Genomic DNA, 16,339 nt, shown 5'->3' with positions numbered 1-16,339 from the left:
TTCCTGCCGCTGCGCCTGAGCGGTAGCCGAGCCGATGGCCGTTTGCACGCAAGTCCGTGCCTGTTTGCGCAAACCGCCCTATAAATGTTCCCGCCTGATTCGAGGAGAACACCCATGACCGTGATCAAGCAGGATGACCTGATTCAGAGCGTCGCCGACGCGCTGCAGTTCATCTCCTATTACCACCCCGTCGATTTCATCCAGGCCATGCACGAGGCCTACCTGCGCGAAGAATCGCCCGCCGCGCGCGACTCCATGGCTCAGATCCTCATCAACTCGCGCATGTGCGCCACAGGCCACCGTCCGATCTGCCAGGACACCGGCATCGTGACCGTATTCGTTCGTGTGGGCATGGACGTGCGCTGGGATGGAGCCACCATGAGCCTGGACGACATGATCAACCAGGGCGTGCGTCAGGCCTATAACCTGCCGGAAAACGTCCTGCGTGCCTCGATCCTCGCCGACCCGGCAGGCGCTCGCAAGAACACCAAGGACAACACCCCGGCGGTCATCCATTACTCCATCGTCCCGGGCAACACCGTGGAAGTGGACGTGGCGGCCAAAGGCGGCGGCTCGGAAAACAAATCGAAGATGGCGATGCTCAACCCGTCCGATTCGATCGTCGACTGGGTGCTGAAAACCGTTCCGACCATGGGCGCTGGCTGGTGCCCGCCTGGCATGCTCGGCATCGGCATCGGCGGTACCGCCGAGAAAGCGGCGGTCATGGCCAAGGAAGTCCTGATGGACTCCATCGACATCCACGAGCTGAAGGCTCGCGGCCCGTCGAACCGCCTGGAAGAAATGCGTCTGGAGCTGTTCGAGAAGGTCAACCAACTGGGCATCGGTGCCCAGGGCCTCGGCGGTCTGACCACCGTGCTCGACGTCAAGATCATGGATTATCCGACCCACGCAGCGTCCCTGCCGGTCTGCATGATCCCGAACTGCGCCGCCACCCGTCATGCCCACTTCGTGCTCGACGGTTCCGGCCCTGCGTCGCTGGAGGCGCCACCACTGGACGCCTACCCGGAAATCGTCTGGGAAGCCGGCCCGTCGGCCCGTCGCGTCAACCTCGACACCCTGACCCCGGAAGACGTGCAAAGCTGGAAGCCGGGCGAAACCGTCCTGCTCAACGGCAAGATGCTCACCGGTCGCGACGCGGCGCACAAGCGCATGGTCGAAATGCTGAACAAGGGAGAAACCCTGCCGGTGGACCTGAAAGGTCGCTTCATCTACTACGTCGGCCCGGTCGATCCGGTCGGCGACGAAGTGGTCGGCCCCGCCGGTCCCACCACTGCCACCCGCATGGACAAGTTCACCCGTCAGATCCTTGAGCAAACCGGCCTGTTGGGCATGATCGGCAAATCCGAGCGCGGCCCGACCGCGATCGACGCGATCAAGGACAACAAAGCTGTTTACCTGATGGCCGTCGGCGGTGCTGCTTACCTCGTCGCCCAGGCGATCAAGAAGTCCCAAGTGCTGGCCTTCCCGGAACTGGGCATGGAAGCGATCTACGAGTTCGACGTCAAAGACATGCCGGTCACTGTCGCGGTTGACAGCAAAGGCGAGTCGGTTCACATCACAGGTCCCGCCATCTGGCAGAAAAAGATCAGTGAGAGCCTGGCAGTCGAAGTGCAGTAAGCGCTTCGCTGGCAGTCACGAAAAGCCCGGCCTTTGTGCCGGGCTTTTTCGTTTCCGGACGGCTCACCGCTGAAACGGATTCTTCCGCTTGCGAGGCGAGCCGTCGTCCAGCAGCGGTAGCCCCTGCTCTGCCCTGCGCACGTTGACCTCTTCGGCCGTGTCGTTCTCATCCTCGTTGATGGTGTACCAGCCTTCATAGGTGATCCGCCGCATCCATCCCTTGGCGGTCATGGTGACAGTCGGGCGTCCCAACGGATCGTAGAACCGCTCGTCGTGATACCAGTGCTCCCGGGCAGAGCTGTCATCCACGTAGCCTTCGGTATTGGTGAAATAAGGCCGGTAGACCCGCACCGCCAGTCCCTTGTTGTTGTATTCGACGCGCTCGCTGACGCGCCAGCGAGGGTCGGCTTCGACTTCGGTCAATTTGCCGTCTTCACCCACGTTCAATCGCCCGTCGATGACCTCGTACGCCTTGCCCGGCTCGACCAATTGGCGGGTTTGCAACGTTCTGCCGAATCCATCGACAGAGGCCAGGCTCTTGCGCAATTGCCGCTCAGGGTCATCGGGATAGCGGTCCCACTGCATGGCCAGGCTATGGACCGGCGCCTTGTGATCGACCCAACTGAACGCGTCGTAGTAATGAACGGTGGCGAAGTCGATTGTTGAGGGAGAGACGATCGCGTCCACCGGTTTTTCTTCCTCCATCACAGCATCGACCAGCGGCTGGAAACCGACCTCCTTGCCCAGCTCCGTGCCATAGAAACTGGTCATGCGCAGGACTCCAAAACCGTCATACAGCGCTTCCTGAGAATTGCGATTGGGGTCGACGATTTTGACCGGTTGCATGTTGCGATAACTGTAAGTTGCCGACGTGGTGCAACCATCGGGTGCAGTCACCGACTTCACCATCAGGTTGTAGTCATCGTATTCAACGGTGCTCCATCCATGGCTCGCCGTCGGCCTGAATGTCTCCACCCGATAGAACTGTTCAGCGCCCGCATAGGTGTTGAACCCCCGCTTGACCGACCACAAGGTGCGGTCTGGCTCCTCGGGCAGCATACACGTCATGTCGTGGTAGCCGAGCTCGCTCAACTTCGCGGTCAGCTCCTCAGGCGTCATCACCCGGTCGTACGCCGTCAGCGCGTGGTCATCCAGCTCGGCCAGCTCCACGGCATCGGGCAACGCCTCAAAGGTCGCCTCGCCCTCCCCCGCATTGACGTAACGCTGCTTGCTGAGCGCCACCAGCGTGCGAGGCAGCGACGCAAACCAGCCTTGCGGCGCCTTGAAAGCCTCATAGCTAATGTCTTCAGGGCTGACCGTCGCGCGCTCAGCCACCATCGCATTGCTTCGGCTCAGATAGGGCAAACCCAGCCGCCAGCTCTGTGCTGCGTCCAGATGAATCGGCCGGGCCCGAGCTTCCGTCAGATAGAAGTTCTGCTGAGCGTCATCGTGCGCGGCCTTCCACCAGCGCTGCTGGTGCTCGTCGTCGAACGGCGGTGTATCGCCTGCCGACTTGCGCCGAGCGTAATTGACGCTGGCGCCGTGGGTCAGCACACCGTACTCGTCCCAGGTCAGGTTAATGGCGCGCTGGCACATAGGATCGTCCGCGTGGCCTTCGTACTGATAACCGATCGACTCCAGCTGCAACGACAACTGCCGCGCATAGGGCTGATGTTTGCTGACCGGCGCCAGTTGGCGCACCAGATAACGCGACGATTGCACCGAATACGGCACGCCATTGGGCGTTTCTGCCTCCAGGCCAAAGACTTCAACCCTCAGCACAGCCCCCGCCAGTGAGCGGGCCATCTCGCGCAAATCATCGTCGGTGGGTGAAACGATAAGCTGATCGTCGCCATTGGCAAAGGTGGTCAGCAGATCGTTGCCCAACACCAAGGCATCTGGGTCGCTCTCGTCACATCCACTGATTTTTTTCGCCGGATGTCGCCCGCTGTGATACCAGGTTTTGGTCAGCACGGGGGCCGTGAAGCCTTGTTCTTTCTGAGTGGCGTGTATCGCCTCGCTGTCGGTCTGATACACCAGCCCGAAGCCGCGAAACTCGCGCTCGTGACCATCGTAATAGCCCTGACGAAACTTGAAGTGCTGAGTCAACTGATTGCCCGTCACCTCATCGAGCTGCGTCTGCCGGGAGACCACGTGCAGCGCGAACGGCACGCCCGACTCCCCTGCCAGTCCCGCCTCCTGCAACTCGACTTTTTCGTCCAGCCACTCCTGCGCGGAACTGCGATAGTCAATGGAACCCGACGCGCCCATACCGTTACGAGTGCTGTACAACAGATAAGGTTTGACCGGCGGATGGTCGAAGCGCCAGTGTGTGGTCTTCATGTGCGGAACGGTCAACACCAGGCTCGAACAGCCCAACCCCTGCAAATCGGCCATGTTCACCTGACAGTGGTGGTCATAGCGAACCTCGGGCGGCCAGCTTTTTTTGACAGGTTCTGCCAGACGGTTGCCTGAGCGGTTCATGAACAACTGAAAGCCATCAGACTCCAGATACACCAGATCAACCGCTCCGGAACCGTCCATGTCCGCCAGCCGAACGCGCCCGGCGTCAAATTCATCCCACGAAAACGGCAGTGTCGCGAACAGCTGCCCTTTGCCAAATCGCCCTCTGCCCAGGTTCGCCCAGACCCGAATCTCATTGTGACGAATACGCACAAGATGTTGCTGACCGCTGCCAAAAATGTCGCAGAAAGCGACCAGCTCGGATGAACTGCTGGTGAGCATTGGCAGCGAATCACCTTCGTTGTCATGCGCGATGTCCCGCCCTTTGGCGAAGCCATCATCACGCCGACTGGCGTACAGGCGCACGCTGCGAGGACCAATCAGCGCGAGATCAGACAGCCCGTCCCCGACCAGATCCGCCAACTGCCCTTGGGGATGGAAGAACTCCGGCGGGAAGGCGGAAAACGGCGTGAATCGGGTCCAGCTTCGATCTGGATTCAAGGTAAAGAAACCCGCGATGCCTGGCTGCGCCACGATCCAGTCGAGACGGCCATCCCCGGTCATGTCAGCGAGTGACTGGCGAACGGCCGTCTGCAAATCAGCTGCCGGGTTACCTGGTAGCACCTTCCAGGGGGCGTACTTCACCGCGTCGGGATCATCGGACTGGACGTCACGTACAGGCTCGCGGTACATCCAGCCCTTGTCCGAGCGATACAGCACCCCGGACAAACCCTCACCGCACAGATCCACCATCTGGTACGGCTGACCATCGTCCAGCCCCGGCATGGCCTCGAACGGCTTGAATGCCCCCTGCGCTACGTCAAAATCCTGATAGGTAAACACCACAGGCGGCCGAAGGCTGAGCGCGGGCTGGATGCGCTCCCCCCACGCCAGGCTTTCCACCGAGCTGAGTACTTTGCCCCCCTGCTGAAGGTCCTCGTAGTTGAGTTTCAGCGCGCTGATCAGGGTCGGCTTATCGGCATCGAGCTCAGCGGGGAAGTAGTGAAACATGATGACGTGGTGCACGAAGCGCAGGTGACCCAGCTCAAAGCCGTAGCCAAACGATGAGTGAAAATCAGCGCGCCCTTCCCAGGGTTTGTCGCCGTCATAAGCCAGTTGATCATTGGCGAACGTGCGCTCGCCATAGTCAAAGATCAGCTCGAAGTGCCATTGCAGTCCGGCCAACTGCTGAGGAGCCCACAGATACAGATGGGGATGCGCCTTGAAGTTGCCATAGCGCGTCCGCCAGAGATAACGCTGAGCGCTGAAGTTGCGCCCTGGGCTGGGCGTCGTATCGGCCACAAGCCCTTGCATATCCTCGGCCTTGTACTCGTACAGCACGTGATCGCCGATGGGGTTGACCGTTTCTTCGAGCAACCACTCAGCCACGCGGTTCGGGTCATCGGGGTCGCGCAGGCGGGAGGCCGGTTGACGACCAAACATTGCCAGGCTTCCATCTGCGCCGTGGATCAGCCAGAAGCCTGCGGGGTCACTCTCATGGCGCCAATGCTCGATGCGAGCAAAGGCTCCTTCGACACGGGCGAAGTAGCGAACGACCTTGTAGGGCTGATCCAGTGTGAGGCCGCCATAGTCGCTGACGGTTGTTTCGATGAGTGCGCCTTGTGCATCACGCTCAGCCAGCAGGACTCCGCCATCGGGGCCAAGCATCACATCCTCATCGGTGTACAGCGGCACGCCCTTGGTCGCCCGTCGGGCAATCGCCCCCACGTTCAGCCCCCATCCCAGACCGAACAGGCCATTGCCCACCGAACTCTGATAACTCAGGCCGAGCGCCGGTGCATAGCCGCGTCCGGGCGTGATTGGCAGCGCGATTTCCAGCGACGCCGAGCCTGTAGCCCCTACCGCGCCCCAGCCCTTGCCGATGCTCTGAATCGCCCCGCCACCCTTGGGCAGCGAGGGCGCGGAGATACCGACTTGCTGCTCCTGATCGGCCATAATCATGCTCCCTTCGATCCTTGAACGGTGGCATCGCGCGAGTGGATCGCGCGGTGCCATGACTGTTCGTAAGATTAGGGCGCATGGGGTGTACGAATTAGAACTTACCGCGATGAGGCTTATCGCGAATGACGCTCGTGAGGGTGCGTTTTACCCGCTGAGCGGCAGGGCTTCCCCTGCCGAAGCGTTGTTGCGCACCAGGCTCAAGGGTGTGACCAACGCTCGATGCTGGCTGAGGTAGCGCATGCAACTGACCCGCAGGAACGATGCGAAATTCACCACTTCACCGCGATAATCCATGACTTCTTCATACAATTTGCTTATCAGTTGATTGGTGGTGATGCCGTCATGCCCGGCAATCTCGGCGAGAATGTCCCAGAACTGATTTTCCAGCCGAAGCGTCGTTACCACGCCACAAATGCGCAGCGAGCGCGAGCGGGACTCGTAGAGGATCGGATCAGCTTTAACGTAGAGTTCGCACATGGTCAAACCTCCGTCTTACAAAATGATTTGGGTGCCGAGCACCTTCAAAAACGCCGCCAGCCACGCCGGATGCGCAGGCCAGGCGGGACCGGTTACCAGATTGCCGTCTGTGTGCGCTTCGTCCATCCCAATCTCGACATACTCGCCCCCCGCCAGCCTGACCTCGGGCGCACACGCGGGATAAGCACTCAACGACTTGCCCTTCAACACCCCGGTTTCGGCCAGCAATTGCGGACCATGGCAGACCGCAGCGATGGGCTTGTTGTCGCGCCCAAACTCGCGCACCAACTCAAGCACCCTCTGGTCAAGCCGCAGGTATTCCGGGGAACGCCCGCCAGGCACCAGCAACGCGTCGTAGTCGGCGGATTTCACGCTGTCGAAGTCGAAGTTCAGCCCGAAGTTATGTCCGCGCTTTTCGCTGTAGGTCTGATCGCCTTCGAAGTCATGAATCGCCGTGCGGATCACGTCACCCTTCTTCTTGCCGGGACAGACGGCGTGGACGGTGTGACCGACCATCTGCAGCGCCTGAAACGGCACCATCACTTCGTAGTCTTCGACGTAATCGCCGACCAGCATCAGGATTTTTTTCGCAGCCATCATCAATCCCCTTCTGTTTTTGTGACGTCGAGTATTCGCGCAGTCCTTCAGTTCTGGGTAACAGCCTAGTACTACAGCGCAAGCGCGGCACATCCGGCAGATGTATGACCGGCGCGCCGTTGGTCGCGAGTCCCGCTCGCCCGGTCAAACGGCTTCTAATCTTGAATGATCAGCCGACAAGGACGTCATGAGCATGGGTCTCCATTCCTTTAGTCCCCATTTGCACGTCATCGAGCCTCGCGGATTGTTGGCTCGTGAAGTGGCTTGGCATCGAATCGATCAGATTGATGAGGCTCAGGCTCGTGTGACGCGTCATGCGTGGGATGAGGCCGGGCGCTCGGTGGCCGATTGGGACCCTCGCTTGTGGGAAATGGCTGCAACCGCGAATAGCAGAAAAACGCCTTCCTTATCGGGTCGGGCCCTGCTCGATGAGAGCGTCGACGCGGGTTGGCGGTTGGAGCTGTCTGGCGCTGACGGACAATCGGTCGAGCGTTGGGATGGTCGAGGAAGCTACAGCCGCACCGATTACGACGAGTGTTCGCGGGCTGTTTCGGTGACTGAAAACTTGATCGATGCGCAGCCGAACGTGGTCGAGCGGTACACCTACGGAGATCCTTCTGCGTTGTCCGCTGAACATAATCAATGCGGCCGACTGATTCGTCATGACGACCCGGCTGGCACCCTGTGTGCGCAAGCATTCGGATTGGCGGGCAGTGTGCTGATCGAGAATCGAAGGTTTTTGCACACAGACGAGCAGCCCGACTGGCCCCTTGATTCAGGCCAACGAGATGCGTTGCTGCAACCCGGTGAAGGACACGCCACCACGGCTGTTTTCGATGCCGCAGCTACGCTCATTGTCCAGACCGATGCTGTGGGCAACCGCACTAAACACCTTAATACCGTTGACGGGTTCCTACGGGAAACACGTCTGAAGCTGGCCGACGCGCAGGGCTTTCAGACGCTCATCAGCGATCTTCACTACAACCCAACTGGCCAACTGGAAGGCGAGCTTCTGGGCAACGGCGTCATCAGCGAAAAAGCCTACGAGCCGGAAACCGGACGACTGACACGCATCTTCTCTTCAAGAGCCGACGGCACAGTCTTGCAAGACCTGAACTACCGCTACGACCCGGTGGGCAACGTCGTTGAAGTCGAGGATGCCGCTCAGGCCACCCGTTTTTTCGCCAACCAACGCATTGACCCCGTCAGCCTCTATCGATACGACACGCTGTACCAACTGATCGAAGCTACTGGCCGCGAAGTTACTACAGGTTCCAGCCATGGGCCTACCCTGCCAGCGCTTCAATCCGTGCCTCAAGACCCAAACCAATTGAGCAACTACACCCAGCGTTACGACTACGACGCAGGGGGTAATCTGCGGGAAATGCGCCATGTCGGCGCGCAGTCATTTACTCGAACAATGCTTGTAGCCCCAGACAGCAATCGAAGCCTGCCTGAAGGCGATGTCGATCCGGATTTTGACAAGGGCTTCGATGCAAACGGCAATCTGCAACAGCTCATTCGGGGGCAGGATTTGTACTGGGACGTGCGCAATCAACTCAGCCAGATCAACACCGTCAAGCGCAACGACCGCAAGAACGATGACGAACATTACGTGTACGACGGCAACAGGCAGCGTTGTCGCAAGACTCATAACGCCCAGGCTGCCACGAGAACGCTGCTGTACGAGGTGCGCTATCTGCCGGCGCTTGAGATCCGCACGGCGTCGACTGGCGAAACACTGAACGTATGCACGGTTCAGGCAGGCAGTCACAGCCTGCGGGTTTTGCACTGGCAAGCTCAAAAACCCGAGGAGATTGAGAACGATCAAGTGCGCTACTCGCTGACCGATCACTTGGGTTCTAGCACACTGGAACTGGATGACACTGGCGACTTGATCAGCCAGGAACGCTACTACCCATTCGGCGGCACATCATGGTGGGCGGCGAGAAATGCGGTGGACGCTAAATACAAAACCATTCGCTACTCAGGCAAAGAGCGCGATGCAACCGGGCTGTATTACTACGGATTCAGGTACTACGCGCCGTGGTTGATGCGATGGCTAAACACCGATCCGGCAGGCAGTGTCGATCACTTGAACCGATACTGCTTCGTCAGCAACACACCGGTTCGCAAGCTCGACGCACAGGGAATGAACGGAGTGGACCCCAATCAGGCCGCCACTCTCATCCAGAGCCACGTCAGAAGGTTTCTGTCTCCTGTCAAAGTCCAAACCCCCACCCAAGGCGTCATCAGTGTTTCGATCAAAGGCGACAGCTCAGTCTTTGACCGTGTGGGCATTGCTCTCGACCGTCAAGCGAAAGCCGCCCGACAACTTTTTTATCTTGCTCTGGACAGTAGTCTGCAGGGCAAGATTTCTGGCGGTGATGAATCAATACGCCTGAGCTCAGCCTCAAGTGCGGACATTGCCAATGCCAGCGGCTCCATGCCGACAGCCTATATAAACGGCAGCTACTTCAACATGGGAAGCCCCGCGCCCAATCAAGGTATTGCTGACTACGCCTCGGTAGGCGAGAACCTCATTGATGGCAGGCACAAGGCATCCATACCGATTCCCGCGAGCTATGTCGGCAGTTATACGAAGGTGACGCTGCAAGATGGGTCGTTTATTCATGTAGCCCCCAAATTGACAATGAACAGGAGACCTAGCTTCACAAGGCAGGACAGTGATCTTGAGCGAAACCAATACAGCGCCGAGACATCACATGTTGGCGCGTTGGGTCATGCCAGCGATCCCAATGCCCGCTCAGGAATCAGCCTGGCGGCAGCGGACACGGCAAAAACACGGCTGGCAATGGCTCTGAATCCCGGTCGAGGTTCCTACGCACGTAAAACTGATGAACCGGGCTTTACCATGCTCGAATGGACCACTGTCATGACTCGCCTTGACGCATTGAATGACAGTCCAGTTAACGGTGGACCCGAACCAGGGCTTGCGGCAGCGTCATCCTGGAATCTGGACGGCGGAGACTCCTCAACGCTCGGGGTCATTGATGACAGCGGCGCGCACGTGATGCGAGTTAATACACTGAAGATCAACTCAAGAGCCTCCAGACCCGCCAGGCCCATCGGGAACTTCCTGTCTTTTCATCGCAGGTGAATGTTTAGCCCGTGTGAGAGCCAATCAACTCCGACGATCCAGCGCATTCACCACCAGCCGATCGACCCAACCCCACAGCCGCTGCTGAACCCGGCGCCACAGCGGTCGGCGCTGCCAATCCTCAAGGCTCACTTCGCTGCTCACCAGAAAGTCCCGCTCGAAACTCTCCTGCACGGCCAGCGTCAGCGCCGGGTCCAATGCTTCAAGGTTCGCTTCAAGATTGAAACGCAAATTCCAGTGGTCGAAGTTGCACGAACCGATGCTGACCCAGTCGTCCACCAGCACCATTTTCAGGTGCAGGAAGCACGGCTGGTATTCGAAGATTTTTACCCCGGCCTTGAGCAGACGGGGGTAGTAGCGGTGCCCGGCGTAGCGTACCGACGGATGATCGGTGCGCGGACCAGTGAGCAGCAGGCGCACGTCAACGCCTCGGGAGGCTGCCCGGCGCAAGGCGCGGCGGACTTTCCAGGTGGGCAGAAAATACGGGGTCGCCAGCCATATACGCTTTCTGCTGGTGTTCAGCGAACGGATCAGCGATTGCAAAATGTCGCGGTGTTGCCGTGAATCAGCGTACGCCACACGGCCCAGCCCCTCTCCGCTGACGGGGGCTTTAGGCAAGCGCGGAAGGCCGAAGTTTTCAGCCGGTCGCCACGCGCGGCGGCGAGGATTCGCGTGGAACTGACGGTCGAACAGCGCTTGCCAATCCAGCACCATCGGGCCGCGAATTTCCACCATGACTTCGTGCCATTCGCTGGCGTCTTGATCGGGGCGCCAGAACTCGTCAGTGACCCCGGTGCCGCCGACCACCGCGAGTGCTTTGTCTACCAGCAGCAGCTTGCGGTGGTCGCGGTAAAAATTGCGAATGCCGCGCCGCCAATGCACGCGGTTGTAGAAACGCAGGATCACGCCCGCTTCGGTCAGACGCGTGCGCAGACTGAGGGTAAACGCCAGCGACCCGAAGTCATCGAACAGGCAGCGCACAATGACGCCACGTTTCGCGGCATTCACCAGCGCCTGCACCACCGCTTCGGCGCAGGCGCCCGCTTCCACCAGATACAGCTCCAGCTCGACTTGCTGCTGAGCGTTTTCGATGGCCGTGATCATGCGGGGGAAGAACGCGGGGCCGTCGATCATCAGGTTGAACCGGTTGTCTTCACGCCACGGAAAGATCGCGCCTCTCATGTTCAGCGCGCCGTGAAGATCAGCACGGCGCCGACGGGCACCGAGAAGCTGATGGCGGAAAGATTCGCGACGCTGCGCAATGCGTCGAGGCCCGGCAGGAGGCCGAAGTCCTCGGCGTGCAACACCAGAGGCTCAAGCGTCACCACCTGAAAGCGTCGCTCATCCAGCCGGGTCGCCAGCAATTGAGCGCTGTAGCGTTGCGATTGGCCGTGCAACTGCACCCTCAACGGCAGGCGAAGTTCGAGCTGCGCGCCGGGTGCAAGGGCGTTGATGGGTCGCATGTCCAGTTGCGCCGTGATAGTCGCCTCGGGAAATTGCTTGATGTCGAAGAGCTGCTTGCGCAGTCGCTCATCGCGCAGCGGAATGCCGGTGCTGACAGAATCCAGCTCGACCTCAAGCTCGGCCACACCCTTGGTGTCGACCTTCCCATGCAGGTTGAGGAAACGGTGAACCTCGGAGATATCAGCATTTTTGGTGGAAATGAACGACAGTCGCGACGACTCGTTATCCAGGTACCAATTCGCCTGCGCAGGCAGCGCCAGAACGGCGAGCGAGGCCAGCAGCAGACGAGGGAAAGTGGGCATGAGAACTCCAGCGGCGCGATTGAGGCAACCTTATCCGGCTGTCTGACCGCAGGCAAACGGGGATGTTCGCCCTCATGACCCGGCAGGCAGCAATCGACAGCCCTGATGCGCTCCTTGCCACTGCGCACTGCTCTCACGGCCCATGCCGGTGGCGGTGATGCGCTTGTCGCTCAGGCTTTCGGTCAGCGTGCTCGGCAGCCACTGTTTCACGTAGCCCTGACAATAGTCCGCGGGGTTGTTCATCACATACCGGCACGAACAATATTCCTTGGCGGTGTAGGCGCTGATGATGGTGGGAAACGCCTCTAACTGAACGCGCCAGAGCCAGATCATGGCCAGCAAAAACAGCAGGATCAGGATGGCGGCACTGCTGAACGGGCGACGCCGAAGTAAGCCTTTGCGCGCGCTCATTGGGCGCCCTCCCCGGTGACGGCTTTCAGGGCCCGTTTGAGCAGCTCATCGTGGTCGTAACTGCCGTCGCGGTCGTCGGCGTAACGCACGATCACGAGGCCAGCGCTAGGGATCACGTACAGCGCCTGTCCCCAATGTCCGAGCCCGGCGAAGGTGTCGGGCGGCGCGTCGGGCCAGGGGCCCGGTTGGCCGCCTGCTGTTTTGTTCAGCCACCAATGGCCGCCGGGGGCTTCGTGAGTGGCCGTCTGTGAAGCGAACGGCGTGAGGTTGAAATCGACCCATGCCTTGGGCAGCAACTGACGATTTTGCCAACGCCCCCCGCGCTGCATCAGCAGGCCGATGCGCGCCAGATCGCGGGCCGTCATGTAAGCGTATGACGAGCCGACGAAGGTGCCAGTGGCGTCGGTTTCCCAGACGGCACTTTTAATGCCCAAGGGGTCGAACAGCGCGGTCCAGGGATAATCCGGGTAAGCGGCGTCGCCGACCATGCCTTTCAGCGCGGCGGCCAGAACGGTGCTGTCGCCGCTTGAATAGCGATAGGACGTCCCGGGGGCGCTGGCGACATCATGCTCGGCGGTGAAACGCGCCATATCGCCGCGCCCACGGGTGTAGAGCATCGCGACCACTGACGAGTTGAGCGGCGCGTATTCGTAATCCTCCTGCCAGTCCAGGCCCGAGGCCCAGTGCAGCAGGTCCTGAATCTTGATGTCCGGGTGAGTATTGAACGGCGGGTAAAACCTGGCGACTGGATCGCTGAGCGTGAAGCGGTTTTCACCGAACGCCACACCGAGCAGCGTCGCAAGAATGCTCTTGCTGATCGACCAGGTCAGGTGCGGCGTCTCGGCCTTGGTCACGCCCGCATAGCGCTCGTAGACCACCTCGCCGTTGCGAATGATCAACAACGCGTCGGTGCGAATGCCCTTGCGCGTTTGCTCGTCGCGGGGCGGGAAGGCATACGCCTCAAGATCATTGAGCGCCGCGCTTGGGGCCAAGGGGTGCGCGGGCCATTGCTCATCAGGCCACGTTTCGGCAGCGGTCTGGCAGGCGATCAGAAAAAGGAAAAGCGTGAACAGCAGACGGCGCATGAACGGGTCTCGAATGCAGGATGCCCGAAACCCTAGCAGGCAATGATGACAGCGCATGGTGTTCCCGCTGCGACGCGACCGCCGCGGCATCATCGGCGGCACGCGATCTTCCTGTGGGAGCGAATTCATTCGCGAGACGCTAGCGCAGGCGACACATTTGCATCGGCTGTGAAATCTTTCGCGAATGAATTCGCTCCCACAGATGATCGTGCGTGCAGCCAGCCCCTTTTTACGCGCCCCGAACCCTGTCACGCAACCATCACCAAAGCTTAATAGTCATGACATCGGCCCTCCCTAGCCTGCATTCGTACAGCAATGCTTCGAATAATCAGTCGACCGGCCTGGACCAAGGCTGGCCCACGGAGACGCCACATGACTCAGATTGCCAGCATTCGAGACACCTCCTCCGACCGTCGCCTGCAGGCCGAACGCCTGATCGGGCCACACGCCATGCAGGAAGCACAGGCGTTGCGCTTCAGTGTGTTCAGCGGCGAATTCAACGCCAAACTCAAGGGCGCTGAACTGGGCCTCGACATCGACGATTACGACGTACATTGCATGCACATCGGCGTGCGCGACCTCAACAGCGGTCGCCTTGTCGCCACCACCCGCCTGCTGGACCACAAGGCTGCCAACACCTTGGGCCGGTTCTACAGCGAAGAAGAATTCAGCCTGCACGGTCTCGGCCATCTGCAAGGCCCGATCCTAGAACTGGGTCGCACCTGCGTTGATCCGGCCTACCGCAACGGCGGCACCATCGCCGTGTTGTGGAGCGAACTGGCCGAAGTCCTCAACGAAGGCGGCTACAGCTACCTGATGGGCTGCGCGAGCATCCCGATGCAAGACGGCGGCATTCAGGCCCACGCCATCATGCAACGTCTGCGCGAGCGTTATCTGAGCACCGAGCACCTGCGTGCCGAGCCAAAAAATCCGCTGCCGACCCTCGACCTGCCGAACAACGTGATCTGCGAAATGCCGCCGCTGCTCAAGGCCTACATGCGCCTGGGTGCGAAGATCTGCGGCGAGCCGTGCTGGGACGAGGATTTCCAGGTCGCCGACGTGTTCATCCTGCTCAAGCGCGACGAGCTGTGCCCGCGCTACGCTCGCCACTTCAAGGCAGCCGTGTGATGAGCACGCTGCGCAGTCATGCGCGAGTCATCCGCGTGCTGGGGGTCATCGCGCTGGGCCTGACTATCGCAGGCACCTTCGCCCTGATGGAACGCCTGCGCATCGGCAACTCCATGGCGCGTCGTCAGCGCTGGACCAGTTGGTTCATGGCGCGCCTGACCGGTGCCCTGCCGTTCCGCGTCAAGGTCAGCGGCCATTTGCCGGGCCAGCCGATGCTGTGGGTCTGCAACCATGTGTCGTGGACCGACATTGCCCTGCTGGGCCAACTCGCCCCGCTGTCGTTTTTGTCCAAGGCTGAAGTGCGCACTTGGCCCGTGGCGGGTTGGCTGGCGCTGAAAGCGGGCACGCTGTTCATTCGTCGCGGGTCGGGCGACAGCAAGTTGATCCAGAAGCAAATGGGCCAACACCTGCAGGGCAATCATTCGCTGGTGATCTTCCCCGAGGGCACCACCACCGATGGCCGCAGCCTGCGCACCTTCCACGGTCGCTTGCTGTCGAGTGCAATCGAGACTGGCGTGGCGATTCAACCGGTCGCGATTCAGTACCTGCGTGATGGCAAGCCGGATCAAATCGCGCCATTCATTGGCGATGACGACCTGCTGTCGCACCTGCGTCGCCTGTTCGCCAACGAAGTCAGCGACGTCCACATCCAGTTGCTGACGCCGATTGAGTCTCAAGGCAAGGAACGCGCAGCGCTGGCGTTTGAAGCTCAGCAAGCGGTGCAGACGGCACTGTTTGGTGAAGCCACTCAGTCCGGCGATGTCGCCAAGCCCGCCGAAGCACGCCCTGCCGCCAGAGCGGCCTGAGCGAACGCTTGCAGCTCGGGGTAGAAAGCACAGAAATCGTCGCTCAACGGCCGATAAAGCGCCTGCAGTTCCTGCATGGCGCCGGCCAGTCCCTCGGGGCGTGACAGGCGTCGGGCAATCCCGGCCAGCGCATCGCCCACCACCTCGAAGTCCACGTACGAACCGAGCCAGTCCTGCGCCGCCATGCGCGGAGCGATGTAGGCGAGGCGCTCCGGCAAGTTCGGCTCATCGGCCAGCACCCGGTACACCTTGTCAGTGAAGACGGGCAGCGGCACGTCCGAATACTGCGCCCAATCCCGCGCCAGGCAGTGATCGAAAAACACGTCCAGCACAATCCCCGCGTAACGCCTGCGCTCCGCCGGGAATCGCCCCATCGCCTGTTTGATCACGGGATGGCCGTCGGTGAACACATCGATGCGTCGATGCAGTCGGATGGCGTCTTCGATGTCCGCAGGAAACCGTCCCGGCAACAGTCCTTTGACGAAATCGCCGTACAGGCTGCCGAGCAGTTGCGCAGGCGTCTGACCGCCGAGGTGGAGGTGTGCGAGGTAATTCATCGGAAGAATGTAACAGACATCAACACGATCCCTATAGCAGCTGCACGCCCCCAGCTATAACAGCGATCTCCACTGTGGGAGCGAATTCATTCGCGAAAGGGTCGGTGCGGACAAGTAATCTCAGCGACTGAACGATTTTCGCGAATGAATTCGCTCCCACAGATGCACTCCGGTGTGGCTGCTTTTGCCAGGACCGTAACCCGTTAGAGCAGTCGCGAGATAAAGCATAAGCCCCATATCGTTATAACCCGATATACCGATTCACACGCTCCTTAGCACCCTTTCATATTTGTGTATCGCGATGCACAGATATAAAGTTCGCCCCATC

General features: G+C 60.3%; 12 protein-coding genes. 4 read left to right on the top strand and 8 right to left on the bottom strand.

Annotated elements, in window-relative coordinates; translation table 11 throughout:
- Positions 1-114: 114 nt before the first annotated feature.
- Positions 115-1,638 (top strand): fumarate hydratase, encoded by a 1,524-nt coding sequence (locus GVN17_RS17640; protein ID WP_166596534.1) that lies wholly within the window; start codon positions 115-117, stop codon positions 1,636-1,638.
- Positions 1,639-1,701: 63 nt separating this feature from the next.
- Here the strand turns inward: GVN17_RS17640 and GVN17_RS17635 are convergent, their stop codons facing one another.
- The 3 genes from GVN17_RS17635 to GVN17_RS17625 form a co-directional block, all read right to left on the bottom strand.
- Complete coding sequence (locus GVN17_RS17635; protein WP_166596533.1) at positions 1,702-6,063, bottom strand: SpvB/TcaC N-terminal domain-containing protein; 4,362 nt, start codon at positions 6,061-6,063, stop codon at positions 1,702-1,704.
- Positions 6,064-6,207: 144 nt separating this feature from the next.
- Positions 6,208-6,540, bottom strand: coding sequence for a ribbon-helix-helix domain-containing protein (locus GVN17_RS17630; protein ID WP_166596532.1), 333 nt, complete (start codon positions 6,538-6,540; stop codon positions 6,208-6,210).
- A 15-nt stretch (positions 6,541-6,555) separates the two neighbouring features.
- The gene (locus GVN17_RS17625; RefSeq protein ID WP_166596531.1) at positions 6,556-7,140 is read right to left on the bottom strand and encodes a DJ-1/PfpI family protein; all 585 of its coding nucleotides are present in this window, start codon (positions 7,138-7,140) and stop codon (positions 6,556-6,558) included.
- A gap of 190 nt (positions 7,141-7,330) precedes the next feature.
- Here GVN17_RS17625 and GVN17_RS17620 point away from each other — a divergent pair, with 190 nt between their 5' ends.
- On the top strand, positions 7,331-10,258 hold the full coding sequence (locus GVN17_RS17620; protein WP_166596530.1) for an RHS repeat-associated core domain-containing protein: 2,928 nt from the start codon (positions 7,331-7,333) through the stop codon (positions 10,256-10,258).
- A 24-nt stretch (positions 10,259-10,282) separates the two neighbouring features.
- On the opposite strand, the gene GVN17_RS17615 is transcribed toward GVN17_RS17620, so the two are convergent.
- The 4 genes from GVN17_RS17615 to GVN17_RS17600 all read right to left on the bottom strand — a co-directional run bounded on the left by GVN17_RS17615 (position 10,283) and on the right by GVN17_RS17600 (position 13,520).
- On the bottom strand, positions 10,283-11,440 hold the full coding sequence (locus tag GVN17_RS17615) for a phosphatidylserine/phosphatidylglycerophosphate/cardiolipin synthase family protein (RefSeq protein ID WP_166596529.1): 1,158 nt from the start codon (positions 11,438-11,440) through the stop codon (positions 10,283-10,285).
- Positions 11,441-11,442: 2 nt separating this feature from the next.
- Positions 11,443-12,024 (bottom strand): YceI family protein, encoded by a 582-nt coding sequence (locus tag GVN17_RS17610; RefSeq protein WP_166596528.1) that lies wholly within the window; start codon positions 12,022-12,024, stop codon positions 11,443-11,445.
- 72 nt (positions 12,025-12,096) lie between these two features.
- A complete protein-coding gene (locus GVN17_RS17605) occupies positions 12,097-12,435 on the bottom strand; it encodes an amidase (protein WP_166596527.1) in 339 nt (112 codons plus the stop codon).
- On the bottom strand, positions 12,432-13,520 hold the full coding sequence (locus GVN17_RS17600; RefSeq protein ID WP_166596526.1) for a serine hydrolase: 1,089 nt from the start codon (positions 13,518-13,520) through the stop codon (positions 12,432-12,434). The genes GVN17_RS17605 and GVN17_RS17600 overlap by 4 nt, the downstream gene beginning before the upstream one ends.
- A gap of 372 nt (positions 13,521-13,892) precedes the next feature.
- Here GVN17_RS17600 and olsB point away from each other — a divergent pair, with 372 nt between their 5' ends.
- Positions 13,893-14,648 (top strand): L-ornithine N(alpha)-acyltransferase, encoded by a 756-nt coding sequence (olsB, locus tag GVN17_RS17595; protein ID WP_166596525.1) that lies wholly within the window; start codon positions 13,893-13,895, stop codon positions 14,646-14,648.
- Positions 14,648-15,454 (top strand): lysophospholipid acyltransferase family protein, encoded by an 807-nt coding sequence (locus GVN17_RS17590; protein WP_166596524.1) that lies wholly within the window; start codon positions 14,648-14,650, stop codon positions 15,452-15,454. The genes olsB and GVN17_RS17590 overlap by 1 nt, the downstream gene beginning before the upstream one ends.
- Here the strand turns inward: GVN17_RS17590 and GVN17_RS17585 are convergent.
- Positions 15,397-16,011: an ACP phosphodiesterase gene (locus GVN17_RS17585; RefSeq protein WP_166596523.1), complete on the bottom strand. Its 615-nt coding sequence runs from the start codon at positions 16,009-16,011 to the stop codon at positions 15,397-15,399. The genes GVN17_RS17590 and GVN17_RS17585 overlap by 58 nt on opposite strands.
- Positions 16,012-16,339 lie beyond the last annotated feature (328 nt).

Source organism: Pseudomonas sp. SLFW (genome assembly GCF_009905615.1).
Lineage (GTDB): Bacteria > Pseudomonadota > Gammaproteobacteria > Pseudomonadales > Pseudomonadaceae > Aquipseudomonas > Aquipseudomonas bambusae.
Note: the sequence above shows the minus strand (reverse complement) of the source record. Positions and strands in the feature narration are given on the sequence as shown.